This is a genomic window from Micromonospora sp. NPDC005194, from assembly GCF_040608335.1.
Lineage (GTDB): Bacteria > Actinomycetota > Actinomycetes > Mycobacteriales > Micromonosporaceae > Micromonospora.
The window spans coordinates 1-25040 of the sequence record NZ_JBEXIA010000022.1 but is presented as its reverse complement, the minus strand read 5'-3'; the positions used below and the strand labels follow the sequence as shown (position 1 = coordinate 25040).

General features: G+C 72.9%; 21 protein-coding genes. 10 read left to right on the top strand and 11 right to left on the bottom strand.

The window, feature by feature from the left end; genetic code table 11:
• Positions 1 to 16: 16 nt before the first annotated feature.
• The 5 genes from hutU to hutH are packed head-to-tail and all read left to right on the top strand — an operon-like array spanning position 17 to position 6948.
• Complete coding sequence (gene hutU, locus ABZU53_RS19465; protein ID WP_355066926.1) at positions 17 to 1675, top strand: urocanate hydratase; 1659 nt, start codon at positions 17 to 19, stop codon at positions 1673 to 1675.
• Complete coding sequence (locus tag ABZU53_RS19460; RefSeq protein ID WP_355066925.1) at positions 1672 to 2874, top strand: allantoate amidohydrolase; 1203 nt, start codon at positions 1672 to 1674, stop codon at positions 2872 to 2874. The genes hutU and ABZU53_RS19460 overlap by 4 nt, the downstream gene beginning before the upstream one ends.
• Complete coding sequence (locus ABZU53_RS19455; protein ID WP_355066924.1) at positions 2865 to 4232, top strand: formimidoylglutamate deiminase; 1368 nt, start codon at positions 2865 to 2867, stop codon at positions 4230 to 4232. Before ABZU53_RS19460 ends, ABZU53_RS19455 begins: the two co-directional genes overlap by 10 nt.
• Complete coding sequence (gene hutI, locus ABZU53_RS19450; protein ID WP_355066923.1) at positions 4229 to 5413, top strand: imidazolonepropionase; 1185 nt, start codon at positions 4229 to 4231, stop codon at positions 5411 to 5413. Before ABZU53_RS19455 ends, hutI begins: the two co-directional genes overlap by 4 nt.
• Complete coding sequence (gene hutH / locus ABZU53_RS19445; protein ID WP_355066922.1) at positions 5410 to 6948, top strand: histidine ammonia-lyase; 1539 nt, start codon at positions 5410 to 5412, stop codon at positions 6946 to 6948. The genes hutI and hutH overlap by 4 nt, the downstream gene beginning before the upstream one ends.
• A 62-nt stretch (positions 6949 to 7010) precedes the next feature.
• On the opposite strand, the gene rdgB is transcribed toward hutH, so the two are convergent.
• The 9 genes from rdgB to ABZU53_RS19400 form a co-directional block, all read right to left on the bottom strand.
• Complete coding sequence (gene rdgB / locus ABZU53_RS19440) at positions 7011 to 7628, bottom strand: RdgB/HAM1 family non-canonical purine NTP pyrophosphatase (RefSeq protein ID WP_355066921.1); 618 nt, start codon at positions 7626 to 7628, stop codon at positions 7011 to 7013.
• 52 nt (positions 7629 to 7680) lie between these two features.
• Positions 7681 to 8406, bottom strand: coding sequence for a ribonuclease PH (gene rph, locus ABZU53_RS19435; protein ID WP_355066920.1), 726 nt, complete (start codon positions 8404 to 8406; stop codon positions 7681 to 7683).
• 154 nt (positions 8407 to 8560) lie between these two features.
• Positions 8561 to 9304 carry an MBL fold metallo-hydrolase gene (locus ABZU53_RS19430; RefSeq protein ID WP_354855133.1) on the bottom strand — a complete coding sequence of 248 codons (744 nt, stop codon included), beginning with the start codon at positions 9302 to 9304 and terminating at the stop codon, positions 8561 to 8563.
• A gap of 225 nt (positions 9305 to 9529) precedes the next feature.
• On the bottom strand, positions 9530 to 10495 hold the full coding sequence (locus ABZU53_RS19425; protein WP_354855132.1) for a cysteine synthase: 966 nt from the start codon (positions 10493 to 10495) through the stop codon (positions 9530 to 9532).
• 11 nt (positions 10496 to 10506) lie between these two features.
• On the bottom strand, positions 10507 to 10848 hold the full coding sequence (locus tag ABZU53_RS19420) for a MoaD/ThiS family protein (RefSeq protein ID WP_355066919.1): 342 nt from the start codon (positions 10846 to 10848) through the stop codon (positions 10507 to 10509).
• Between the two features lie 66 nt (positions 10849 to 10914).
• Positions 10915 to 11403, bottom strand: coding sequence for a M67 family metallopeptidase (locus ABZU53_RS19415; RefSeq protein ID WP_354855130.1), 489 nt, complete (start codon positions 11401 to 11403; stop codon positions 10915 to 10917).
• A 46-nt stretch (positions 11404 to 11449) separates the two neighbouring features.
• Positions 11450 to 11950, bottom strand: a complete 501-nt coding sequence (locus ABZU53_RS19410; RefSeq protein WP_354855215.1) for a DUF2017 domain-containing protein — start codon at positions 11948 to 11950, stop codon at positions 11450 to 11452.
• 61 nt (positions 11951 to 12011) lie between these two features.
• Complete coding sequence (gene clpS / locus ABZU53_RS19405) at positions 12012 to 12302, bottom strand: ATP-dependent Clp protease adapter ClpS (RefSeq protein ID WP_234581506.1); 291 nt, start codon at positions 12300 to 12302, stop codon at positions 12012 to 12014.
• Between the two features lie 148 nt (positions 12303 to 12450).
• A complete protein-coding gene (locus ABZU53_RS19400) occupies positions 12451 to 13959 on the bottom strand; it encodes a hypothetical protein (RefSeq protein WP_355066918.1) in 1509 nt (502 codons plus the stop codon).
• A gap of 238 nt (positions 13960 to 14197) precedes the next feature.
• Between ABZU53_RS19400 and ABZU53_RS19395 the strand changes: the two genes are divergently transcribed.
• Genes ABZU53_RS19395 through ABZU53_RS19380 form a run of 4 tightly spaced genes read left to right on the top strand, consistent with a single transcriptional unit; the run spans position 14198 to position 20079 of the window.
• On the top strand, positions 14198 to 16876 hold the full coding sequence (locus ABZU53_RS19395) for a LuxR C-terminal-related transcriptional regulator (RefSeq protein ID WP_355066917.1): 2679 nt from the start codon (positions 14198 to 14200) through the stop codon (positions 16874 to 16876).
• A gap of 16 nt (positions 16877 to 16892) precedes the next feature.
• Complete coding sequence (locus ABZU53_RS19390; RefSeq protein WP_354855127.1) at positions 16893 to 18179, top strand: nicotinate phosphoribosyltransferase; 1287 nt, start codon at positions 16893 to 16895, stop codon at positions 18177 to 18179.
• 30 nt (positions 18180 to 18209) lie between these two features.
• Positions 18210 to 18791, top strand: coding sequence for a nicotinamidase (locus ABZU53_RS19385; RefSeq protein ID WP_355066916.1), 582 nt, complete (start codon positions 18210 to 18212; stop codon positions 18789 to 18791).
• Between the two features lie 40 nt (positions 18792 to 18831).
• Positions 18832 to 20079 (top strand): MFS transporter, encoded by a 1248-nt coding sequence (locus ABZU53_RS19380; protein ID WP_354855125.1) that lies wholly within the window; start codon positions 18832 to 18834, stop codon positions 20077 to 20079.
• 411 nt (positions 20080 to 20490) lie between these two features.
• Here ABZU53_RS19380 and ctaD read toward each other — a convergent pair whose 3' ends face one another.
• Together ctaD and ABZU53_RS19370 are read right to left on the bottom strand one after the other, a co-directional pair.
• Positions 20491 to 22248 carry a cytochrome c oxidase subunit I gene (gene ctaD, locus ABZU53_RS19375; protein WP_354855124.1) on the bottom strand — a complete coding sequence of 586 codons (1758 nt, stop codon included), beginning with the start codon at positions 22246 to 22248 and terminating at the stop codon, positions 20491 to 20493.
• A gap of 130 nt (positions 22249 to 22378) precedes the next feature.
• A complete protein-coding gene (locus ABZU53_RS19370; protein ID WP_354855123.1) occupies positions 22379 to 23485 on the bottom strand; it encodes an FAD-dependent monooxygenase in 1107 nt (368 codons plus the stop codon).
• Positions 23486 to 23785: 300 nt separating this feature from the next.
• On the opposite strand from ABZU53_RS19370, the gene ABZU53_RS19365 reads away from it, so the two are divergent.
• Positions 23786 to 24928 carry a cellulose binding domain-containing protein gene (locus ABZU53_RS19365; protein WP_355066915.1) on the top strand — a complete coding sequence of 381 codons (1143 nt, stop codon included), beginning with the start codon at positions 23786 to 23788 and terminating at the stop codon, positions 24926 to 24928.
• Positions 24929 to 25040: the final 112 nt, after the last annotated feature.

Here is a 25040-nt window from a genome sequence, read left to right as displayed (position 1 = left end):
CCGGAGGAGACCGCAGATGACCCAGCCCATCCGTGCCGCACGGGGCAGCCAGCTCACCACCCGCGGGTGGCAGCAGGAGGCCGCCCTGCGGATGCTGATGAACAACCTCGACCCGGAGGTGGCCGAACGCCCCGACGACCTGGTCGTCTACGGCGGCACCGGCAAGGCGGCACGGGACTGGCCGTCGTACCACGCGTTGGTCCGTACGCTGACCGACCTGCGCGAGGACGAGACGATGCTGGTGCAGTCGGGGCGCCCGGTCGGGGTCATGCGCACCCACGAGTGGGCGCCCCGGGTGCTGCTGGCCAACTCGAACCTGGTCGGTGACTGGGCGACCTGGCCGGAGTTCCGCCGCCTCGAACAGCTCGGCCTGACCATGTACGGGCAGATGACCGCCGGCTCGTGGATCTACATCGGCACCCAGGGCATTCTCCAGGGCACCTACGAGACGTTCGCGGCGGTGGCCGCCAAGAGGTTCGACGGAAGTCTCGCCGGCACGCTGACGCTGACCGCCGGCTGCGGCGGAATGGGTGGCGCGCAGCCCCTCGCGGTCACCATGAACGACGGCGTCTGCCTGATCGTGGACGTGGACCGCACCCGGCTCGACCGTCGCGTGCACGACCGCTACCTGGACGAGGTCGCCGACTCGCTGGACGACGCCGTCGAGCGGGTCCTCGCGGCGAAGCGGGACCGGCGGGCGTTGAGCGTCGGCGTCGTCGGCAATGCCGCCGAGGTCTTTCCCGAGCTGCTCAGCCGGGGCGTCGAGATCGACATCGTGACCGACCAGACCAGCGCGCACGACCCGCTGGCGTACCTCCCGGTGGGGGTCGAGCTGGCCGACGCCCGCGACTACGCCGCCGCGAAGCCGGCCGAGTTCACCGACCGGGCCCGAGCGTCGATGGCGAAGCACGTCGAGGCGATGGTGGGCTTCCTCGACGCCGGCGCCGAGGTGTTCGACTACGGCAACTCGATCCGGGGCGAGGCGCAGCTCGGCGGCTACCAGCGGGCCTTCGACTTCCCCGGTTTCGTGCCCGCGTACATCCGGCCGCTGTTCTGCGAGGGCAGGGGCCCGTTCCGGTGGGCGGCGCTTTCCGGCGACCCGGCCGACATCGCGGCCACCGACCGGGCCATTCTGGACCTGTTTCCGGAGAACGAGTCGCTGGCCCGGTGGATCAAGCTGGCCGGCGAGCGGGTCGCCTTCCAGGGCCTGCCGGCCCGGATCTGCTGGCTCGGTCAGGGCGAACGGGACCGGGCGGGTGTGCGGTTCAACGACATGGTCGCCTCCGGTGAACTCTCCGCCCCGGTGGTGATCGGCCGCGACCACCTGGACACCGGCAGCGTCGCCAGCCCGTACCGGGAGACCGAGGGGATGGCCGACGGCTCCGACGCGATCGCCGACTGGCCGCTGCTCAACGCGCTGGTCAACACGGCCAGCGGCGCGTCCTGGGTGTCGATCCACCACGGCGGTGGCGTCGGCATCGGGCGGTCGATCCACGCCGGTCAGGTCTGCGTGGCCGACGGCACCGCACTCGCCGGTCAGAAGATCGAGCGGGTGCTCACCAACGACCCGGCGATGGGCGTCATCCGACACGTCGACGCCGGCTACGACAGCGCCCGCGAGGTCGCCGAGCGCACCGGGGTCCGGGTGCCGATGACCGAGGGTGGCAACTCGTGACGGACCACCTTCCCGGCCGGTTCCGGGCGTTGTGGGACGAGATCGCGCCGGTCGGACGGGACGCCGGCAGCGGCGGCTACCTGCGCTACGCGTTGACCGAGCCGGAGCAGGAGCTGCGGTCCTGGTTCCGTACGCAGGCGCAGCGGCGGGGCCTGCCGGTCACCGAGGATGGCAACGGCAACCTGTTCGCCCACTGGGGCGACCCGGAGGGCTCCGACGCGGTGCTGACCGGCAGCCACTTCGACTCGGTGCCGCACGGCGGGGCGTACGACGGGCCGCTCGGCATCGTCAGCGCGTTCCTGGCCGTGGACGAGCTACGCGCCGCCGGCGTCACCCCCGTCCGACCGCTGGTGCTGGGCGCGTTCGTCGAGGAGGAAGGCGCCCGTTTCGGCGTACCCTGTCTGGGCTCGCGGCTGCTCACCGGCGCGCTGGCGGCCGACCGCGCGGCCGGCCTGCGCGACGCGGCCGGGGTGAGCTTCGCCGACGCGCTCGGCGCCCGGCCGGCGGGCGCCCGACCGGAGCTGCTGGGCCGGTTCGGCGCCTTCGTGGAACTGCACGTCGAGCAGGGCCGCGCGCTGATCGACACGGACGCGCCGGTCGGTGTGGCCAGCGCGATCTGGCCGCACGGCCGCTGGCGCTTCGACGTGGTCGGCGAGGGCAACCACGCGGGTACGACCCGGATGGCCGACCGCCGTGACCCGATGCTCACCTACGCGTTCACGGTGCTGGCGGCCAACAAGGAGGCCCGGCTGCGCGGCGCGCACGCCACCGTGGGCCGGGTCGCCGTCGAGCCCAACGCCACCAACGCCATTCCGTCGAGGGTGACCGGCTGGCTGGACGCCCGCGCCGCCGACCCCGAGACGCTGGCCGGGCTGGTCGACGCGGTCCGGGGCAAGCTCGCCGAGCGGGCCCGCCGCGACGGTACGGAGGTGACCGTCACCGAGGAGTCGGTGACCTCGCTTGTCGCCTTCGACGGCGGGCTGGCCAGACGCCTGGCCGCGCTGCTCGACGCGCCGGTGCTGCCGACCGGTGCGGGGCACGACGCCGGGGTGCTCGCCGCGCACCTGCCCACCGCGATGCTCTTCGTGCGCAACCCGACCGGGGTGTCGCACTCCCCCGCCGAGGCCGCGACCGACGACGACTGCGCCGCCGGGGTACGCGCGCTGGCCCGCGTGCTGGAGGAGCTGACATGCCGCTGACCCCGACCCGCTGGCTCGCCGAGTACGCCTGGCTGCCCAATCTCGCCCAGCCCACGCCCGACGTGCTCATCGAGACGGACGCAGGGGTGATCACCGGTGTGACCGCGTTGGCCGCGCCCGGTCGGCCGAGCGCCGGTGTGGACGTGTACGCCGACGCGGTGCCGCTGCCCGGCCTGACCCTGCCCGGCCTCGCGAACGTGCACTCGCACGCCTTCCACCGGGCTCTGCGCGGGCGTACCCACGGCGGCCGGGGCGACTTCTTCAGCTGGCGGGACCGGATGTACGCGGTGGCGGACCGGCTGGACCCGGACACCTACCTGGCGCTGGCCCGCGCCGTCTACGCCGAGATGGCCCTCGCGGGGATCACCTGCGTCGGCGAGTTCCACTACCTGCACCATCGACCCGACGGCGGCGCGTACGACGACCCGAACGCGATGGGCGCGGCGCTTGTCGAGGCCGCCGCGCACGCCGGTATCCGGCTCACCCTGCTGGACGCCTGCTACCTGAGCGCCGGGGTGGACGGCCGGCCGCTCGCGGGGCCGCAGCGGCGCTTCGGCGACGGCGACGCGGTCCGCTGGGCGCAGCGGGTGTCGGCGTTCCAGCCGGCGGACTCGCACGCCCGGGTGGGCGCGGCCGTGCACTCGGTGCGGGCGGTCCCGGCGGAGCAGTTGCGCGCGGTCGCCGACTGGGCCCGGGAGCGGCGCGCACCGCTGCACGTACACCTCTCCGAGCAGCCTGCCGAGAACGACGAGTGCCGGGCCGTGCACGGGCGTACGCCCACCGCGCTGCTCGCCCAGCACGGCGTGCTCGGGCCGGAGACCACCGCCGTGCACGCCACCCACCCGACCAGCGGCGACCTGACGCTGCTCGCCGACAGCCGGACCGGGGTGTGCCTCTGCCCCACCACCGAACGCGACCTCGCCGACGGCATCGGCCCGGCCCGGCGGATGGCCGACGCGGGGATCCGGCTGAGCCTGGGCAGCGACAGCCACGCCGTGATCGACCTGTTCGAGGAGGCCCGGGCGGTGGAGCTGGACGAGCGGCTGCGCACCCGCCGCCGCGGCCACTTCACGCCGGCGGGCCTGCTGACCATGGCGACCGCCGCCGGGCACGCCGCGTTGGGCTGGGCCGACGCCGGGCGGATCGCCGTGGGCGCCCGCGCCGACCTGGTCACGGTACGACTCGACAGCGCCCGCACCGCCGGGGTGCCGCCGGTGGGGACGTTCTTCGCGGCCGGGGCGGCCGACGTCGACCAGGTCGTGGTGGACGGCCGCGTGGTGGTGGCCGAGGGCCGGCACCTGAGCGTCGACGTGCCGGCCGAACTGTCGGCGTCGATCGAGGCGGTGATCCGCTCATGAGCGCTCTGCTGGTCGACAACATCGGCGAGCTGGTCACCAACGGCGTCGGCGAGGGCCCGCTGGGCATCCGCCGCGAGGCGGCCGTGCTGGTCGAGGAGGGCCGGGTGGCCTGGGTCGGGCCGGCCGCGTACGCGCCGGCCGCCGACCGGCGGATCGACGCCGCTGGCGCCGCCGTACTGCCCGGCTTCGTGGACAGCCACGCGCACCTGGTCTTCGCCGGGGACCGGGCCGCCGAGTTCGCCGCCCGGATGGCCGGCGAGCCCTACACCGGCGGTGGCATCCGGACCACTGTCGGCGCGACCCGGGCCGCCAGCGACGACGAGCTGCGGGCCACCGTGCGCCGGCTGCGCGGGGAGGCGCTGCGCCAGGGCACCACGACCATCGAGATCAAGAGTGGGTACGGGCTGACCGTCGCCGACGAGGCCCGTTCGCTGCGCATCGCCGCCGAGTTCACCGAGGACGCCACCTTCCTGGGTGCCCACGTGGTGCCCGCCGAGTACGCCGACCGCCCCGACGACTACGTCGGACTGGTCTGCGGGCCGATGCTGGCCGCCGCCGCGCCGCACGCGAAGTGGATCGACGTCTTCTGCGAGCGGGGTGCCTTCGACGTGGACCACGCCCGCGCCATCCTCGCCTGCGGGCAGGCCGCCGGGCTGGGCGTACGGCTGCACGCCAACCAGCTCGGCCCCGGCCCGGGTGTGCAGCTCGGGGTGGAGCTGGACGCGGCAAGCGTGGACCACTGCACCCACCTGTCCGACGCCGACATCGACGCGCTCGCCGGCACGGCCCACAGCGACGGGTCGGGCACCCGCACGGTCGCCACCCTGCTGCCCGGTGCCGAATTCTCCACCCGCTCGCCGTACCCGGACGCCCGCCGGCTGCTCGACGCCGGAGTCACCGTGGCCCTGGCGACGGACTGCAACCCCGGCTCGTCGTACACCTCGTCGATGCCGTTCTGCATCGCCCTCGCCGTCCGGGAGATGCGGATGACCCCGGCGGAGGCGCTGTGGGCGGCGACCGCCGGCGGCGCACGGGCCCTGCGCCGCGACGACGTCGGCGTGCTCACCCCCGGCGCACGGGCCGACCTGGTCGTCCTGGACGCGCCGTCGTACCTGCACCTGGCCTACCGGCCCGGTGTCCCCCTGATCCACCAGGTAATACGCAACGGAGTTCCACAGTGACGACCGTGATCATTCAACCCACCGGTATCACCGCCGACGACGTCCTCGCGGTCGCGCGCGGCACCGCGACGGTGACCCTCGACCCGGCCACCCGCGACGCGATGGCGACCAGCCGCGCGATCGTGGACGGCATCGAGGCCGCCGGGCGGCCCGTGTACGGCGTGTCGACCGGGTTCGGCGCGCTCGCCAACACGTTCGTCGCGCCGGAGCGGCGGGCCGAGCTGCAACACGCGCTGATTCGCTCGCACGCCGCCGGGGTGGGCGCCCCGATGCCGCGCGAAGTGGTGCGGGCCATGATGCTGCTGCGGGTCCGCTCGCTCGCCCTGGGCCGCTCCGGGGTCCGCCCGCAGGTCGCCGAGGCGCTCGTCGACCTGCTCAACCACGACATCACCCCGTGGGTGCCGGAGCATGGTTCGCTGGGCGCCTCCGGCGACCTCGCGCCGTTGGCGCACTGCGCGTTGGTGCTGCTCGGTGAGGGCTGGGTGCTCGGCCCGGCCGGCGAGCGGCAGGACGCCGCCGACGCGTTGACCGCCGCCGGGCTCAAGCCGATCGAGCTGGCCGCCAAGGAGGGGCTGGCGCTGATCAACGGCACCGACGGCATGCTCGGCATGCTGCTGCTGGCCATCCACGACGCGGCGCACCTGTTCGCCATGGCGGACGTGACCGCCGCGCTGGCCATCGAGGCGATGCTCGGCTCGGAGCGGCCGTTCCTGCCCGAGCTGCACGCCATCCGTCCGCATCCCGGCCAGGCGGCGTCGGCGGCGAACATCCACCGGCTGTTGCAGGACTCCCGGGTCATGGACTCGCACCGCGACGACCTGGCGCACGCCGTGCAGGACGCGTACTCGATGCGCTGCGCGCCGCAGGTGGCCGGCGCGGCCCGGGACACCCTGGACTTCGTCCGCACGGTTGCGGCCCGGGAACTGGTGTCGGTCGTGGACAACCCGGTGGTGCTGCCCGACGGCCGGGTCGAGTCCACCGGAAACTTCCACGGTGCGCCGCTGGGCTTCGCCGCCGACTTCCTCGCCATCGCCGCCGCCGAGGTGGGCGCGATCGCCGAGCGGCGGGTGGACCGGCTGCTGGACGTCACCCGCTCCCGGGAACTGCCCGCGTTCCTCTCCCCCGACGCCGGCGTCAACTCCGGCCTGATGATCGCCCAGTACACGGCGGCCGGGATCGTCGCGGAGAACCGTCGGCTCGCCGCCCCCGCCTCGGTGGACTCGCTGCCCACCAGCGGCATGCAGGAGGATCACGTCTCGATGGGCTGGGCGGCGGCCAAGAAGCTGCGGACCGTGCTGGACAACCTGACCAGCCTGCTCGCGGTGGAGTTGCTGGCCGGCGTACGCGGGCTGCAACTGCGCGCGCCGCTGGTGCCGTCACCGGCCGGCCGGGCCGCCGTCGCCGCCCTGGCCACGGCCGCTGGCGAACCCGGCCCGGACGTGTTCCTCGCCCCGGTGCTGGAGGCCGCCCGCGCGGTGCTGGCCGGGCCGGAGCTGCGCGCCGCCATCGAACGGGAGGTCGGCCCACTGGGCTGACCTCCGCGGGTCGCTGTCGTCCGCCGCGGGTCAGGCGGCGGGCGGCAGCACCTCCGCCACCGTCAGGCGGCGGGCGGCAGCACCTTCGCGACGAGCTTGGCCAGCTCCCGCAGCGCCTTGCCCCGGTGGCTGACCGCGTCCTTCTCCTGCGGGGTCAGCTCGGCGTTGGTCCGGTCCTGCCCGTCGCCAAGGAAGATCGGGTCGTAGCCGAACCCGCCGTCGCCGCGCGGCGCGCGCAGCACCCGACCGGACTGCCGGCCGTCGACCAGGTGCTCCTTGCCGCCGGGCAGCACCAGCGCCACCGTGCAGACGAAGGACGCGGCCCGGTGCTCGTCCGGCACGTCGGCGATCTGGTCGAGCACCAGGCGGAGGTTGGCCCCGTCGTCGCCGTGCCGACCGGACCAGCGGGCGCTGAACACGCCCGGCATCCCGTTCAGCGCGTCCACGGCGAGCCCGGAGTCGTCGGCGATCGTCGGCAGCCCCGTACGCCGGCAGCCCTCCCGCGCCTTGATCAGCGCGTTCTCGCCGAAGGTGAGGCCGGTCTCCGGCAGCTCCGGGTACTCGTCGACGTCGTCGAGGCCGAGCAGGGCGATCCGGTGCGCGCCGAGCGCGCCGTCCAGGATCCGCTGAAGCTCCACCAGCTTCTTACGGTTACGGGTGGCCAGCAGGACCCTGTTCATGCGGAACCACCTTCGTTCGCGACTGCGGGGCTCGCAAGCTCACTCCTCGCGCTCACGAGAGTGCCTTGCGCTGGGCTTCGGCCAGATCCGCGCACCCGGCCACGGCCAGGTCGAGCAGGCTGTCGAGCTGGTCGCGGGCGAACACGCCCGCCTCGCCGGTGCCCTGCACCTCGACGAAGTCGCCCGCGCCGGTGCACACCACGTTCATGTCCACCTCGGCGGCCACGTCCTCCTCGTAGCAGAGGTCCAGTCGCGCCTCGCCGGCGATGATCCCGACGCTGACCGCCGCCACCGACCGGTGCATCACCTTCTCCGGCTTGCCGGCCAACGCCTTGCGGGCGGCCAGCCAGCCCACCGCGTCGTGCAGCGCCACGTACGCGCCGGTGATCGCAGCCGTGCGCGTGCCGCCGTCGGCCTGGAGCACGTCGCAGTCGAGCACGATCGAGTTCTCGCCGAGCGCCTTGAGGTCGATGCTCGCGCGCAGGCTGCGCCCGATCAGGCGGGAGATCTCGTGGGTACGGCCACCGACGCGGCCCTTGACGCTCTCCCGGTCCGAGCGGGTGTTGGTGGCCCGGGGCAGCATCGCGTACTCGGCGGTCACCCAGCCGAGCCCGGAGCCCTTGCGCCAGCGGGGCACGCCCTCGGTGACGCTCGCCGTGCAGAGCACCCGGGTGCCGCCGAACTCGACGAGCACCGAGCCCTCCGGATGGGTGCTCCAGCCCCGGGTCAGGGTCACCGGTCGGAGTTGAGAGGGCCCTCGCCCGTCAGGTCGCGCCATGCCCTGCACCCTATGCGGTGCGGCGATCCGCCTCCCCCGGGGTGTCCCGAGCAGCGTGCGCGTCGTGCACCCGCAGGAATCCGGCGACCGCCGCCGGCCAGCCGAACTCCTGGGCCCGAGCGCGGGCGGCCCGCCGCCGCGCCGCCTCCGGCGGTCAGATGTCGTAGCTGGCGCCGGCCCGGACCACCTCGAGCGGCCCGGTGTACGCGGCGGCAGCCGACTCCAACGTGTGCGCCTCGCTGCCCCACGCCGCGACCAGGTGGGTGAGCAGCAGCCGGCCCACCACCGCCTTGGTCGCCGTCTCGCCCGCCTCCCGGCCGGTCAGGTGCAGGTCCGGAGGATTGTCCACGCCGTCGAGGTAGCTGGCCTCGCACAGGAACACGTCGGCGTTCTGCGCCAGGCGCAGCAACGCGTCGCAGGGCGCGGTGTCCGACGAGTAGCACAGCGACCGGCCGCCGTGCTCCAACCGCACGCCGTACGTCTCGACGGGGTGGTTGACCCGGTCGACGGTGACGGTGAACGGCCCGATCGGGAAGGTGCCCGGCTGCAAGGCGTAGAACTGGTAGACGTCCTCCACCGTGCCGTCGTCGCCGTACGCGGCGCTGAGCCGGTCCGGTGCGCCCGAGGGCGCGTACACCGGCAACGGCGGGTACGGGCCGTCCGGGGCGTACCGGCGGACCACCACGTACGACACGGCGTCGAGGATGTGGTCACAGTGCAGGTGGGTCAGCAGGATCGCGTCGGGGGCGTGCAGCCCTACGTAGCGCTGGAGGCTGGACAGCGACCCCGAGCCGAAGTCGACCAGGAGGCGGAAGCCGTCCGCCTCGACGAGATAGGCGGAGCACGGCGACTCGGGGCCGGGAAAGCTACCGGCACACCCCAGGACAGTCAGTCGCATCGGGTCGTCTCACTGTCACTGTCAGTAGTATCCATGCCGGCGGTCGTCCCGGCCATGATCTCTACCGACGCGTACGCCACGCTGCGCAGCCTACGCTGGGGTGCCCGAGGACAAGAATCATCCGTTGGAAGTTGTCACGAACGTGACACCTGCTCACAGAGGCGCGGGCGACGAACGGGCCACCGACGCGTACGCCGATGGCCCGTTCGCGCAAGACCCCTGCGGTCAGGCCCAGAGCTGGCCCTCCAGCGCGTCCTCGGCATCCGCGAGGGTGCCGCCGTACGCGCCGGTGGACAGATACTTCCAGCCGCCGTCGCAGACGACGAACGCCACATCGGCCCGTCGGCCGTCGCGGACCGCCTCGTGCGCCACCGCCAGCGCGGCGTGCAGGATCGCGCCGGTGGAGAACCCGGCGAAGATGCCCTCCACCTCGACGAGCTGACGGGTCCGCAGCACCGCGTCCCGGGTGCCGACCGAGAAGCGCCGGGACAGCACCGAGGCGTCGTACAGCTCCGGCACGTACCCCTCGTCGATGTTGCGCAGGCCATAGACCAGCTCGCCGTAGCGCGGCTCGGCCGCCACGACCTGGATGCCCTCGACCTTCTCGCGCAGGTAGCGCCCGGTGCCCATCAGGGTGCCGGTGGTGCCCAACCCGGCCACGAAGTGCGTGATGGTGGGCAGGTCGTGCAGCAGCTCCGGACCGGTCGTCTCGTAGTGCGCCCGCGCGTTGGCCTCGTTGCCGTACTGGTAGAGCATCACCCAGTCCGGGTGCTCGGCGGCGATCTGCTTGGCCGTCGCGACGGCCTGGTTGGACCCGCCCGCCGCCTCCGAGAAGATGATCTCCGCCCCGTACATGCGGAGCAGCTGGACCCGCTCGGTGGAGACGTTCTCGGGCATCACGCAGACCAGCCGGTACCCGCGCAGCTTGGCCACCATCGCCAGCGAGATGCCGGTGTTGCCGCTGGTCGGCTCCAGGATGGTGTCACCCGCCCGGAGTCGGCCGGCCTCCTCCGCCGCGCGGACCATGAACAGCGCCGCGCGGTCCTTGATGCTGCCCGTCGGGTTCCGGTCCTCCAGCTTCGCCCAGAGCCGCACCGGCGGCGCGCCGTCGGGCACCGTCGGCGAGAGCCGGGGCAGACCAACGAGCGGCGTGCCCCCACAGGCGTCGAGCAGGCTGTCGTACCGCGCCATGGCGGCCGCCCTCAGCGCGCGGCGACGGCGGTCGCCGCGCTGTGCGAGCTGATCGCCGCTGCCGCGGCGAAGCCGAACGCGCCGCCGGCCACGGCCGGCAGGATGGTGACGCTGTCGCCGTCGGAGAGCTTCGCGTCGAGCGCACCGAGGAAGCGGACGTCCTCGTCGTTGACGTAGACGTTCACGAAACGGTGCAGCACGCCGGCCTCGGTGACCAGGCGGCCACGCAGCCCGGCGTGCCGGGAGTCCAGGTCGGTGAGCAGGTCGCCCAGGGTGTCGCCGGCGCCCTCGACGACCTTGGCGCCGCCGGTGTAACTGCGCAGGATGGTGGGGATGCGAACCTCGATGGCCATGATGTCGTGCTCCTCAAACGGGTGTGCCAACGGTGACGGGACGGAACGGGTGCGAACGCTGACGGGTCAGCGGCCGGAACACTCGTAGTCGACCGTCGCCGGGCTCTGCCCGAACATGTAGGACTGCACGGCGTGCGGGTCGACCCCGGCCTCCACGATCTGGACCGGCTCCTCGGTCACCACGCCGTCGACGATCCGGAACGACCGGATCTCCTCCGAGTCGGGCTCACGGGTCGAGACGAGCAGGTAGTGCGCGCCTGGCTCGCCGGCGAAGGAGACATCCGTCCGGGACGGGTACGCCTCGGTGGCGGTGTGCGAGTGGTAGATGACCACGGGCTCCTCGTCCCGGTCGTCCATCTCCCGCCACACCCGCAGATGCTCCATCGAGTCGAACTCGTAGAAGGTCATCGACCGGGCGGCATTGTCCATCGGGATGTGCCGGGTCGGGGTGTCGCTGCCGACGGCACCGGCGACGACGCCGCACGCCTCGTCGGGGTGGTCCCGGCGCGCGTGGGCGACGATCGCGTCGATGATCGACCGGTCGATGCTCAGCACGTGCACCAGCCTAACGCCTACCGGGCAGGCCCTGAAGTGGTGCCGGTCACGCCTCGTCGATCAAGGCGTTGAGCAGCGACTCCTGTAGATACCCGAGGTACGCGTAGACCGACAGTTGGAACACCCGGCTGGAGCCGGGATCCTCGGTCACCGCGTCGTCCAACTCCTCACCCAGGTCAGTGCCGTCCTTGATCTCCAGCCGGACGCCCATCGCCAGCCGCGCGTCGTTGAGCGCCCGCAGCCACGCCTCGGCCGCCTCGGCGTCCAACCGCACCTCGCCGCCGGCCTCGTCGGGCAGCGCGGCCAGGATGGCTCCCGCCTGGTCGATCTTGGCAGTCTTCAGATCACCCTCGGTGTAGCGGCGGAACTCGGCGGTGCCGCTCGCATCCTTCGGGTAGACCGCCGGGAACAGCCGGCCCACGACCGGGTCCGTGTGGTCGAAACCGTCGGTGAGCAGACCGACCACCTCGGAGGCGACCTTCCGCAGCACCCGCACCTCGTCCACGGCGAAGGTGGCGACATAGCGGCCGGCCTGCCGCCGGAACATGCTCACGCTGCCCGCCCCGTTCGCGACCGCGGGGCTCGCAGACCCGGCGTACTCCGCGCGCTCACGAGCGGTCCACCGTCGCCCACAGCCCGTACGCGTGCAACTGCGACGCGTCGTGCTCCATCCGCTCCCGGGCGCCCGTGGAGACCACGGCGCGGCCCTTGTGGTGCACGTCCAGCATGAGCTGCTCCGCCCTCTCCCGGCTGTAGCCGAACAGCTTCTGGAAGACCCAGGTCACGTACGTCATCAGGTTGACCGGGTCGTCCCACACGATCGTCACCCATTGCCGGTCGGGCGCCGGCACCTCGTCAGTGGCCGGCGTCTCGACCGGTGCAACCTGTGGAGCCGCCATGCCCCCCATCGTGCCACCGGTTTCCCGGAACCGAGGAACCGGAACGCCGGGCAAACCAGGATCACCCGCCGTGGCCACCCCGGAGCCGGCCCGCACCCCGCCGGACGCGAGGCGCGGGGCGGGCCCGAGCCGGGAGATGGCCACGCCGTCAGGCGAGCAGGATGCCGTGGTCGACTGCATCGGAGAGCACCACGCCCAGCGAGAGGCGGATCACCTCGAACCGTCGGGAGATCTCCCGGGAAAGCTCCAACTCGACCTCCCGCAACGCCCGCTGGGACCAGGCCCGCGCGGCGCTGTGGTCATCGTTGCCCGGGGTACGCCACTGCTGCCAGCACCCGCCGGAGAGCGCCACCGCGACCGGCGGAAGCACCTCGTCACGGGTCGCCGTCGGATAGCCGGCGAGCGCGTCGATCGCCTCCGCGCCGGTCAGCCCGGCCACACCCGCCGTACTCGTGATCAGCAGGACCCGGTCCAGGTCGCGCCCGGAGCGGTGGTCGGCCAGGCCGTACTGGACGGCGGTGGCGATCCGGCGGCTGACGCCCTCGGTCGGTGTCGCGCCGAGCACCTGGGCGGCGGTGTCGGCCACGATGCCCCGCACCGCGTGGTCGCACTGCGCGGTGGCCAGCAGCGACAGCGCCGCCATCTCCCGGTCGAGCAGGTCCGGCAGGCCGGCGCAGCCGACCCCGAAGACGATCTCCTGGACGGCCCGGAGATGGACGTTCGCCAACTCCAGTGCCAGGTGCTGGCGGATCCGCTGGGAGCAGGAGCGGACCTGTCGGTCGAGCCGCTCGGACCAGTCCCCCGGGTCGGCGGACACCGCCACCCGGTCGTGCTGCCCCGGCAGCGCCGGCGGATCGGCGCTGGCCCGCTGCAACCCCTCGTTCGCCGACCAGCCCACCAGCGCCCGGCGCAGGTCGGCGGCGGAATCGGCGCCGTCGACCGGGAACCACCGCGCGCCGGCCAGGGAGGGGACCGCGGCCAGCAGCGCCGCCCGGTGCGCCTCGACGATCACCGCCACCGGGTCCACCTCATCCGGCCGGCCGTCGGGCGGCGAGACGGACGCCCCCGCGTCCTCCGTCAGCACCCCGCCGTCGGCCGGCGGCGCCCAACCGGCCGCACCCGGGGTCACCACGAAGACGACCTCCACCGGGGCAGCGGCCACGTCGGCGAGCAGATTCAGCTCATGGGCCGTGAACGCCTGGTCGGCCGCGATCACGAAGAGCAGCGCGCCGGCCCGGCCGACGGCCTCGCGCAGCACCCGGACGCCGGCCACGCCGAGCGCGCCCGTGTCCGGTGTGTCGACCAGGGTGAAGTGGCGCAGCAGGGGCTCGGGCACGCTCAGCTCGACCCGCCGGGGTGGGCGGGCCAACGCCGGGCCGGCGGCGTCCCGGTCCGCGCCGTACGAGTGCGGCTGGCGGTAGCCGGGGACGAAGGCCGCCCGCGTGGGCACCTGGGCGTGCCGGACCAGCAGCCAACTGCCCGCCGGCACGGTGAGCATCACCGGGTCGAGCCCGACGAGGCTGGCGAGGACCGCACGCCGGTCGGCGCCGGCCGGGCCGACGGCGACCACGCCGAGCGGCTCGTCCGCCCGGGGACGGGGCACGCCGAGGTCGGTGGGCAGCGGGCTGCAGCTCGGCAGGTCGGCTGAGCTGGCCATGTCGCCGGGCGAGTCGAGCGAAGGGAGAGGGCCCTGCTGCATCGGGTGGCCTCCCGGGGCAGGCGACCGGCGCGCCGGTCGCGTGGAATTCCGGTGACACTACCCGGATGCCGGAAGAGTACGTTCGGCCGGCCGACCAGGCGGAACAGTTCGGATACTCACCGGTAATTGTGCGACTACTCAACTTCGGTGCGTGACGGTGCGGGCGCGGACGGAATTCGATGGATATGCTGCGCGGATGAGTCGATGGAAGTTCGTCGGCCGAACCGATGAGCTCAACCGCCTGCTGGCGGCGGTGACCGGCGAGGCCGGCCGAGGGCTCTTCTTCAGCGGCAGCGCGGGCATCGGCAAGAGCCGGCTGCTACGCGAGGGCGTCAACACCCTGCCCACCGACCGGTACGCGATCTGGTCCATCGCGGCCAGCGCCACCACGGCGGCGCTGCCCTTCGGCGGGCTGGTGCAGGTCCTCCCGGCGGAGCAGCCCCAGGGCCTCTCCCCCGCCGGCATACTCCGCTGGGCGCTGGGCGTTCTGCAACAGCAGGCCGCCGGCCGCCGGATCGTGCTCGCCATCGACGACGCGCACCTGCTCGACCCACCCTCCGCGGCGCTGGTGCATCTGGTCGCCCGCGCCGACAACGCCACAGTCGTGGGCACCCTGCGCGACGGCGAACAGATCCCGCTGCCGATCCGCGCACTCTGGACCGACGACCTGGTCGAGCACGTCGAGCTGACCCCCATGCCACCGTCGGAGACCGCCGGCCTGCTGGCGGCGATCCTGGGCGGCCCGGTCGACGCCGGCTCCGCCGACCGGCTCGGCCGGCTGTCGGCCGGCAACCCGCTGCTGCTGCGCGAGCTGGTGCACGCCGCCAGCGGCAGCGAGGAGTTGAAGCGCACCTACGGGATCTGGAAGTGGACCGGGCGGCTGGAGCTGGCACCCAGCCTCACCGAGCTGATCGACACCCGCGTCGGGCAGCTCACCGACGGCGTTCGCACGGTCGTCGAGCTGGTCGCCTTCGGCGAGCCACTCGGCCTTCACCTGCTCAACCAGGCCGCCGAGCAGTCCGATGTGGAGTACGCCGAGGAACGCGGCCTGATCACCGTCGTCCAGCACGACCGGCGGACCAACGTACGCCTGGCCCACCCGCTCTACGGCGAGGTGATGCGTCGCCGGTGCCCGGTCAGCCGCACCCGACGCCTCCAGGCGCACCTCGCCGAGCTGCTGGAACAGGTCGGCAAGCGCCGCCGCGACGACCTGCTGCGGGTGGCGGTCTGGCGGCTCGACTCGGGCACCGCACAGGACGCCGCCCTGCTCGTGGACGCCGCGATGCAGGCGTTCACCCGCTACGACGTACCGCTGGCGACCCGGCTGGCCCGGGCCGCGCTGAACGCCGACGGCGGCTCGGACGCGGCGGAGCTGCTGGCCACGATTCTGATGTTCGCCGACCGACCGGACGAGGCGATCACCGTTCTCGACGCGGTGACCCCGGAGGCCGGGGACGAGCGGCGGCTCTGCCGGTGGCTGACCGTCCGCGGCATGGTCAGCTACTGGGGGCTCAGTCAAGAGTCCACGGTGGAGGAGATCGCGAGCCGGGTCGAGGAGCTCGGCGACTCGGCCGACCGCGCCCGGGTGCACGCCTTCGAGGCAATCATGCGGCTGCACCGGCTCGACACGGTCACCGCCGTACGGCTCAGCCAGACCGTGCTCGATCGGCCCGCCGCCGGCATCGCCGCCCGTGAACTGGCCCGCAGCACCATCGCGTACGTCCAGGCCGCCCAGGGTCAGCTGTCGCGCAGCGGCGCGGCCATCGCGCAGGTGCACTCCGCCGCGGCCAGTTGGCGCACCGACATGCCGTACCTGCAACTGGCCCTGGAGCTGGCCCGCGGCACCCGGCTCATGCTCACCGGCGACCTCGTCGGGATCGACGCGATCGTGGCCGACGAGTTCGCCGACCTGGCCGGTGCCGGTGACTTCCGGCTCGGCACCGGATACCTGGCCATTCTCCAGGCGTACGCCGCGCGGCTGCGCGGGCAGAGCGACTCGGCGATGCGGACGTCGTTGGGCGCCTGCGCGGTGCTGGCGACCAGCCGGGTCTACGCCGGTCTGGCCCAGGCCGAGCGGGCCCAGGCGGCGGCGCTGCGCGGAGACGCGGCGCAGGCCGCCGAGGCGATGGCCGAGGCCGACCGCACCCACGCGCCGGGCATGGCGGTGCTCTACCCGTGGCTGGAGCAGGCCCGGGGTGCGGTGCTCGCCGCGTCGGGTGACCTGCCGGGCGCCGTGAAGCAGCTCAACGACCTGGCCGACCGGCTGCGCGCGGACGGTTTCGCCGGGCACGAGGTGCACGTTCTGCACGACCTGGTCCGGTTGGAGCAGGCCGGCGCGCCCGTCGGGCCCACCTGCTCCGACGGTGGGCGGCGCACCGTGGCGCAGCGCCTCGCCGAGCTGTCCGAGCAGGTGGACGGCGTGCTCCCACCGCTGCTGGCCCGGCACGCCCGGGCCGCGGTGACCGACTCCGCCGCGGATCTGCTCGCGGTCGCCGACGACTACGCCGCGCTGGAGCTGACGGTGTACGCCGCCGAGGCCACCGCACAGGCTCTGCACCGGCTGCGCCAGCAGCACTCGGTGGCGGCCGGCGAGGCCCGCGAGCGTCTGGCGGGGCTGCTCAGCCGCTGCGACCTGATCCGCACGCCGGCGCTGCGGGCCGGGGCGCCGGTGCTGACCGAACGCGAGTGGCAGGTGGCCCGCCTCGCCGCGCACGGTGCGACCAGCAAGGCCATCGCCGAGCGGCTCTACCTCTCCGCCCGCACCGTGGAGAACCACCTGCAGCGGATCTACGCCAAGCTCGGAGTGACCGGCCGGTCCGAGCTGTGGGCCGCGCTGCGGTCGATCCCGGGCCACGAGGGCGGCGGCGCGGGCTGAACCTTAGGCTGGGGCGGTGAGCACCCTCCGCCCCGCGCTGCTGACCGACCACTACGAGCTGACCATGGTCAGTGCGGCACTCAAGGACGGCACCGCCGACCGCCGCTGTGTCTTCGAGGTGTTCAGCCGTCGGCTGCCCAGCGGCCGGCGCTACGGCGTCGTCGCCGGCACCGCGCGGCTGATCGAGCTGATCCGCGACTTCCGGTTCGACCCGGCGGAGGTCGATTTCCTGCGCCGCACCGGAGTAGTCGACGAGGCGGCGGCGGCCTGGCTCACCGACTACCGCTTCACCGGCGACATCGACGGGTACGCCGAGGGTGAGCTGTTCTTCCCCGGTTCGCCGATCCTGACCGTCTCCGGCGGCTTCGCCGAGTGCGTGGTGCTGGAGACGCTGGCGCTCTCCGTGCTCAACCACGACTGCGCGGTGGCCGCCGCCGCGGCGCGGATGGTCACCGCCGCCCGGGGCCGGGCGCTGATCGAGATGGGATCGCGCCGGGCACACGAGGAGGCGGCGGTGGCGGCGGCGCGGGCCGCGTACCTGGCCGGTTTCCGGTTCACCTCCAACCTCGCCGCCGGCGAGCGCTACGGCATCCCGACGGCGGGCACGGCGGCACACGCGTTCACCCTGCTGCACGACGACGAGCGGGCCGCGTTCGCCTCGCAGGTGGCCACGCTGGGCAAGGACACCACGCTGCTGGTCGACACGTACGACATCAGCCAGGGCATCCGCAACGCGATCGCGGTGGCCGGGCCGGAGCTGCGGGCGATCCGGATCGACTCGGGTGACCTCGCGGTGATCGCGCAGCAGTCCCGGGAACTGCTGGACTCACTGGGCGCCACCGAGACGAAGATCATCGTCTCGGGCGACCTGGACGAGTACTCGATCGCGGCGCTGGCCGCCGAGCCGGTCGACATGTACGGCGCGGGGACGGCAGTGGTCACCGGCTCCGGGGCGCCCACGGCGGGGCTGGTCTACAAGCTCGTCGAGGTCGAGGGCCGCCCGGTGGTGAAGCGCTCCGAGCACAAGGCAACCATCGGTGGGCGCAAGGTCGCGGTCCGCCGGCACAAGCCGACCGGCACCGCCACGGAGGAGATCATCGTCCCCCAGGGTGTGCCCGACCGGCAGGCCAACGACCGGATGCTCCAGCGCTCGTACGTGATCGACGGCGAACCCGTGGGTCTGCCCACCCTCGACGAGTCCCGGGAGCACCTGCGCGAGTGCCTCATCTCCATCCCGTGGGAGGGGCTGAAGCTCTCGGCCGGCGACCCGGCCGTGCCGGTCACCGTCGTACCCGCCGCCTGAGCCCGCTGATCCGACCTCGAAGGGACCCCGATGGCCGACGCGCTGATCATCGTGGACGTGCAGAACGACTTCTGTGAGGGCGGCTCGCTGGCCGTCCCGGGTGGCGCCGGGGTGGCCGCCGGGATCTCCCGGCTGCTCGCCGCCGAGCCGGGCCGGTGGCGGCACGTGGTCGCGACGAAGGACTATCACATCGACCCGGGCGCGCACTTCGGCGATCCGCCGGACTTCGTCGAGTCGTGGCCCCGGCACTGCGTGGTCGGCACCAGCGGCTCCGAGTTCCACCCCGAGCTGGAGACCGGTCGGGTCGAGGCGATCTTTCACAAGGGCGAGCACGCGGCGGCGTACTCCGGATTCGAGGGGCACGCCGACGACGGCGAGTGCCTGGCCGACTGGCTGCGTCGGCACGACGTGGACCGGGTCGACGTGGTCGGCATCGCCACCGACCACTGCGTCCGCGCCACCGCGCTCGACGCCGCCCGGGAGGGCTTCGCCACCACCGTCCTGCTGGAGTTGACCGCCGCGGTCGCTCCGGAGACGACCGACGTGGCGCTGCGGGCGATGGACGGCGCCGGCGTGATCCTGCACGGCGAGCCTGTGATCAGGGCCGCATGAGGCGGTAATTTATTGGCCAATGGTCCACCCTCCGTCGAGGATGTCGCCGGAGGTACGGACCAACGTGAACATGAAGCCTTACCGCGCAGCCCTCGCACTGCCCGGCCTGCGGTCGCTGCTGCTGGTCGCCGTCCTCGCCCGCATCCCGCTCACCGCGACCGGGGTCACGCTGACCTTCCACGTCGTGCTCGACCTCGACCGGGGCTACGGCGCGGCCGGCCTGGTGGGCGCCGCCATCACCGTGGGCGCTGCGATCGGTGGGCCGCTGCTCGGCCGACTGGTCGACCGGCGTGGACTGCGTCCGGTTCTGGTGCTCACCGCCATCGCCGAGGCGATCTTCTGGTCCACCGCGCCCACGCTGCCGTACCCCGTGCTGCTGCCGGCCGCCTTCGTGGCCGGCTCCTTGGCCCTGCCCATCTTCTCGGTGGTCCGCCAGTCGATCGCCGCGCTGGTCCCGGAAGATCAACGACGGCCGGCGTACGCGTTGGACTCCATGTCCGTCGAGCTGTCCTTCATGATCGGCCCGGCGCTGGCGGTGGCCCTGGTCACCGCGATCTCGGCGCAGACCACCATGTACCTCGTCGGCGGCGGCATCGTCGCCGCCGGGATCGCTCTGTGGCTGGTGAACCCGCCGATCCGCGGCGCCGCCGAACCCGCCGGCCCACGGCGCCAGGTGCCTCGGCGGGAGTGGCTGACGCCCCGACTGCTCGCCGTGCTGGCGCTCAGCGCCGCCGCCACCCTGGTGCTCGGCGGCACCGACGTCGCGGTGGTCGCCGTCCTGCGGGCCAGCGGCGAGGTCGGCTGGACCGGCGTCGTGCTGGCTGGCTGGGCGATCGCCTCCCTGGCCGGCGGCTTCGCCTACGGGGCGGTACACCGCTCGCTCTCCCCGCTGGCCCTCACCGCCGCACTCGCGCTCTGCACCATCCCGGTCGGGTTGGGCGGCGCGCACTGGTGGCTGCTCTGCCTGGCGCTGATCCCGGCCGGCGCGCTGTGCGCGCCGACCATCGCGGCCTCCTCCGACGCCGTCAGCCGTCTGGCCCCGGCCGAGGTACGCGGCGAGGCGATGGGCCTGCACGGTTCGGCGGTCACCGTCGGCATCGCGGTCGGCGCACCGCTCGCCGGCGCGGTGATCGACGGCAGCGCGCCGCTCTGGGGCTTCGTGGTGACCGGAGCGCTCGGCGCGCTGGTCACCCTGATCGTGCTCCCCGGCGAGCTGCGCCGCCGTCGCCACGCCGACGCGGCCACCCCGCCGCCGGTCGAGGCCGATCTCGCCCCCGCCGCCCGCTGACTGCCGCTGGCTACCTCGGGCGACGGCCAGTCGCGGCGGGCGATGGTGCCGGTGGCAGGACCCCTCGGACGTCGGTTGACGGCATGCATACACACACGGATATACCTGTGAGGCATAAATATGTCTCACAGGTATATCGCTCGTCAGTACGGTCGCCTCCGGAAGCCGGCCGAGCGGTGCGACGCCGGCCGCGCAAAGGAGGGCGGGGAGTAGAACGGCGGGGGTTGAGCCCGGCCAGAGCAGGCCATCGCCGAGCGGGGCCATCAGCGCCGAGCGCGCAGCACGGTAGGGCGGACCGTCGGAGCCGGGTCGGACCGGGGCTGGGCCAGCCAGGGCGGGACATGGCGAAGGGCGCCGCTCCCGGTGGTCCCCCGGGGGCGGCGCCCTTCGTACGGTCGAGCGGGTTGAGCGTCAGTGCCGGTCGATGTCGCTGGCGATGTCCTCGCTGTAGCGAGCGCCGCCATCCGACTCGCTGGTGAGCGGCTTGGAGCCACCCTCCGGCGGGCCGGCCAGGCTCTGACCGGCGGCCAGCTCCGGGAACTTCGCGTCGAACGCCGGCCGCTCGGAGCGGATCCGGGGCATCCGGTCGAAGTTGCGCAGCGGCGGCGGGCTGCTGGTCGCCCACTCCAGCGAGTTGCCGTGACCCCAGGGGTCGTTCACCTCGACCACTGGACCGGTCTTGTACGACTTCCAGCAGTTGTAGATGAACGGCAGCGTGGAGATACCGGTGATGAACGCGCCGACCGTGGAGATCGTGTTCAGCGTGGTGAAACCGTCGCCGGGCAGGTAGTCGGCGTACCGGCGGGGCATGCCCTCGGCGCCGAGCCAGTGCTGCACCAGGAAGGTGGTGTGGAAGCCGATCATGGTGAGCCAGAAGTGCACCTTGCCCAGGCGCTCGTCGAGCATCCGGCCGAACATCTTCGGGAACCAGAAGTAGATGCCGGCGAAGACGGCGAACACGATGGTGCCGAAGAGCACGTAGTGGAAGTGCGCCACCACGAAGTACGAGTCCGACACGTGGAAGTCGAGCGGCGGGCTGGCCAGCAGCACACCGGTGAGACCGCCGAAGAGGAAGGTGACCAGGAAGCCGACCGCCCACAGCATCGGCGTCTCGAAGCTGATCTGGCCCCGCCACATGGTGCCGATCCAGTTGAAGAACTTCATGCCGGTCGGCACCGCGATCAGGTAGCTCAGGAAGCTGAAGAACGGCAGCAGCACCTGGCCGGTGGCGAACATGTGGTGCGCCCAGACGCTCATCGAGAGCGCCGCGATCGCGACGGTCGCGGCGACCAGGCCCTTGTAGCCGAAGATCGGCTTACGGGAGAAGACCGGGATGATCTCGCTGATGATGCCGAAGAACGGCAGCGCCACGATGTAGACCTCGGGGTGCCCGAAGAACCAGAACAGGTGCTGCCAGAGCATCGGCCCACCGGTCGCCGGGTCGTACACGTGGGCGCCGAGGATGCGGTCCGCGGCGAGCGCGAACAGCGCGGCGGCCAGCAGCGGGAAGACCAGGATCACCAGGAGGCTGGTGACCAGGATGTTCCAGGTGAAGATCGGCATCCGGAACATGGTCATGCCGGGCGCACGCAGGGTGAGCACCGTGGTGATCATGTTCACCGCGCCGAGGATGGTGCCCAGGCCGGAGATGGCCAGACCCATGATCCACATGTTGGCGCCGACGCCGGGCGAGTGCTCGACGCTGCTCAGCGGCGCGTACGCGAACCAGCCGAAGTCGGCGGCGCCGCCCGGGGTGATGAAACCGGCGGTCGCCATCGTGCCGCCGAACAGGTACAGCCAGTAGGCGAAGCTGTTCAGGCGGGGGAAGGAAACGTCGGGCGCGCCGATCTGGATCGGCACGATGTAGTTCGCGAAGGCGAACACGATCGGCGTCGCGAAGAACAGCAGCATGATCGTGCCGTGCATCGTGAAGAGCTGGTTGTACTGCTCGGGCGACAGGAACTGCAGCCCGGGTCGGGCCAGCTCAGCCCGCATGATCAGGGCCATCAGGCCGCCGACCATGAAGAACACGAACGCGGTGACCATGTACATGATCCCGATCTGCTTCGCGTCCGTGGTACGCAGCAGCCGCGCGATGGCCGACCCCTTGACCGGCTCCCGGACCGGCCAGGGCCGGGTCACGACCGGCTTGGGTGCGACGGTGGTCACGAGTGGCCTCCGGTTCTCGGTTGTCCCGCTCGGCACACGCTGTTTATCGGCGGGCCGTCATCCGCAAGGAGGATAGTCCCCGGCAGGTCGCAGCGCCGCGTGGGGTGGCGTGACACGATCTACTACGGGCCTACAGCGGGCCGACCAGCAACCGGTAATGCTCCCCGAAGATCCGTCCGCCACGTCCGCGCAACAGCGGGTCGCGCAGCGCCGGCGGCACGTCCCTGGTCCGGTTGCGGTCCCGGGTCCGGTCGGCCACCCAGCGGGTACGCGGGCGACGACGACTCTCGTACGCCACCAGCGCCGCCTCCACGCTGCCGGCGGCGCGCAGCGACTCGGCCAGCACCACGGCGTCCTCCAGGGCCATCGCGGCACCCTGGGACAGGGTCGGCGCGGTGGCGTGCGCGGCGTCGCCGACCAGCAGCACCCGGCCCCGGTACCAGCGGCCCAGCTCGACCTCGTCGGTGATCCCGGCGTGCACCCGGTCGAGCATCGCCAGCACCTCGGGCACCGGGCCCCGGTAGTCGGCGAAGAGTTCGCGCAGCCGGGCCAGCGGGTCGGCGGGCGGCTCGGTGCCCGCCTCGTCGGCGTAGCAGTGCAGCCGCCCCTCCCCGATCGGCACCAGCAGCAGGCCGGAGCGCTGCCCGAGCAGGGCGGTCCAGTCGGTGACGGGCGGGCCGTCACGCAGGACGGCCCGGTAGACGACGTGCCCGGCCGGGCGGGGCGGCCCGCCGAGCGCGGCCAGGGCCCGGACCGAGGAACGCGGCCCGTCGGCGCCGATGACCAGGTCGTACTCGGTGCTGGTGCCGTCGGTGAAGGTGACCCCGACGGCGCGCGGAAGCAGATCGAGGGTGCGGACCTCGGCGCCGTGTCGGACGGCGCCGCCGGCGCCGCTGAGCAGCACCCGGTGCAGGTCCGCCCGGGGCAGCGCCCGGCACTCGCCGACGCCGGCCCAGAGGGCGTCGAGGTCCACCTCGCAGAGGGGCAGCCCAGCGGCGTCGAAGAAGCGCTGCCGGTGGATCACCTGCCCGAGCGGTCGGACCGGGTCGTGCAGGTCCAGCCGGTGCAGCGCGCGGGCGGCGTTGCCGGGCAGGTACAGGCCGGTCTCGGTCGACTCCCCCGGCGGCAGCTTGTCGGTGACGTCCGGCCGGAAACCCGCCAGGCGCAGGGCCCGAGCCACGGCCAGGCCGGCGATGCCCGCGCCGACGATGAGAATGCGCAGGGGGGAGCTACGCATGGTGGTGTACGCCTCCGGAGGGGGAACGGCACGCGTCGGAGGCAACACGCTACTCGGAGCGATCGGCGCACACCAGAGCCCGATCGGCCCGCCCGAGCGGCTCCTCGGCCGTCCGCGCCGCTTAGCTGGCCGCCCTTGGACGCCCGTTCGGCGGCAGGATGGCGATCCTCACAATTCACCAGTTTGACGCGGGCGGTTGCGCCTCGGTTTCAAGCATGTAAATGTGTCGTTGAGCGTGGGAGCGCTCCCGCACCACCCCACCACAGCCGGCGCCCGGCACGCGCCGAGTCAAGGAGCGTCATGAAACGTCAACTTCGGGTCCTGGCCGCCGCCGGGCTGCTGGTCGCCAGCTCGCTCGTCGCCGTGGCCCTCAGCGGCAGCGCCTCCGCCGACACGCAGATCTGCGAACAGTACGGCTCGACCGTGATCCAGGGTCGCTACGTCGTGCAGAACAACCGCTGGGGCACCTCCGCCCAGCAGTGCATCAACGTCACCAGCAACGGCTTCGAGATCACCACGCAGAACGGCAGCAGCCCCACCAACGGGGCGCCCACGGCGTACCCGTCGATCTTCTTGGGTTGTCACTACACCAACTGCTCCCCCGGCACGAACCTGCCGATCCAGGTGAGCCAGATCAGCAGCGCCACCAGCAGCATCTCCTACCGGTACGTCAGCGGCGCCACCTACGACGCGGCGTACGACATCTGGCTGGACCCGTCGCCCAAGCGGGACGGGGTGAACCAGATGGAGATCATGATCTGGCTCAACCGTCAGGGCCCGATCCAGCCCATCGGCTCGGTGGTCGGCACGACCAACCTGGCCGGCCGGACCTGGGAGGTGTGGCGGGGCAGCAACGGCTCCAACAACGTCATCTCCTACGTCGCGCCGTCGGCGATCTCCAGCCTGAACTTCAGCGTGCTGGACTTCATCAACGATGTCCGTAACCGGGGCGCGATCACCAACTCCTGGTACCTGACCAGCATCCAGGCCGGCTTCGAGCCGTGGCAGGGCGGCGTCGGTCTCGCGGTGACCTCGTTCTCGGCCAACGTCAACGGCGGCGGCACCCCGCCCACCAACCCGCCGCCGACCACCCGGCCACCGACCACGCCCCCGCCGGGCGGCAGCTCGGGCTGCGCGGTGAAGTACACGGCGAACTCGTGGAACAACGGCTTCACCGCCGACGTGCAGATCACCAACACCGGGTCCAGCGCGATCAACGGCTGGACGCTTACCTACAACCTGCCCGGCGGGCAGACGGTCACCAACGCCTGGAACGCCACGGTGAGCCAGAGCGGGTCCGCGGTGACCGCCCGGAACGTCAGCCACAACGGGTCGATCGCCCCCGGCGGCACGGCCAGCTTCGGCTACCAGGGCACGCTGAACGGGTCGTACTCGTCCCCGACCAGCTTCTCGCTCAACGGCACCAGCTGCTCCCGCGCCTGAACTGTCGTGGGGGGGGGGGGGGGGGGGGGGGGCCGCCCCCCCCCCCCACCCCCGCCCCGGGGGGGATAGTAGGGGGGGCAAAGGAAAACGGGGAGGGGGGGGCGAAGGGGGT

What these genes read in the sequence shown, in the direction of transcription:
- ABZU53_RS19400 (WP_355066918.1), bottom strand. Translation starts at nt 13,959, where the DNA reads ATGGCCAGCTCAGCCGACCTGCCGAGCTGCAGCCCGCTGCCCACCGAC.
- ABZU53_RS19420 (WP_355066919.1), bottom strand. Translation starts at nt 10,848, where the DNA reads ATGGCCATCGAGGTTCGCATCCCCACCATCCTGCGCAGTTACACCGGC.
- ABZU53_RS19395 (WP_355066917.1), top strand. Translation starts at nt 14,198, where the DNA reads ATGAGTCGATGGAAGTTCGTCGGCCGAACCGATGAGCTCAACCGCCTG.
- hutI (WP_355066923.1), top strand. Translation starts at nt 4,229, where the DNA reads ATGAGCGCTCTGCTGGTCGACAACATCGGCGAGCTGGTCACCAACGGC.
- rdgB (WP_355066921.1), bottom strand. Translation starts at nt 7,628, where the DNA reads ATGAACAGGGTCCTGCTGGCCACCCGTAACCGTAAGAAGCTGGTGGAG.
- ABZU53_RS19410 (WP_354855215.1), bottom strand. Translation starts at nt 11,950, where the DNA reads ATGTTCCGGCGGCAGGCCGGCCGCTATGTCGCCACCTTCGCCGTGGAC.
- clpS (WP_234581506.1), bottom strand. Translation starts at nt 12,302, where the DNA reads ATGGCGGCTCCACAGGTTGCACCGGTCGAGACGCCGGCCACTGACGAG.
- ABZU53_RS19425 (WP_354855132.1), bottom strand. Translation starts at nt 10,495, where the DNA reads ATGGCGCGGTACGACAGCCTGCTCGACGCCTGTGGGGGCACGCCGCTC.
- ABZU53_RS19380 (WP_354855125.1), top strand. Translation starts at nt 18,832, where the DNA reads ATGTCGCCGGAGGTACGGACCAACGTGAACATGAAGCCTTACCGCGCA.
- ABZU53_RS19365 (WP_355066915.1), top strand. Translation starts at nt 23,786, where the DNA reads ATGAAACGTCAACTTCGGGTCCTGGCCGCCGCCGGGCTGCTGGTCGCC.
- ABZU53_RS19455 (WP_355066924.1), top strand. Translation starts at nt 2,865, where the DNA reads ATGCCGCTGACCCCGACCCGCTGGCTCGCCGAGTACGCCTGGCTGCCC.
- hutU (WP_355066926.1), top strand. Translation starts at nt 17, where the DNA reads ATGACCCAGCCCATCCGTGCCGCACGGGGCAGCCAGCTCACCACCCGC.
- ABZU53_RS19370 (WP_354855123.1), bottom strand. Translation starts at nt 23,485, where the DNA reads ATGCGTAGCTCCCCCCTGCGCATTCTCATCGTCGGCGCGGGCATCGCC.
- ABZU53_RS19430 (WP_354855133.1), bottom strand. Translation starts at nt 9,304, where the DNA reads ATGCGACTGACTGTCCTGGGGTGTGCCGGTAGCTTTCCCGGCCCCGAG.
- ABZU53_RS19385 (WP_355066916.1), top strand. Translation starts at nt 18,210, where the DNA reads ATGGCCGACGCGCTGATCATCGTGGACGTGCAGAACGACTTCTGTGAG.
- rph (WP_355066920.1), bottom strand. Translation starts at nt 8,406, where the DNA reads ATGGCGCGACCTGACGGGCGAGGGCCCTCTCAACTCCGACCGGTGACC.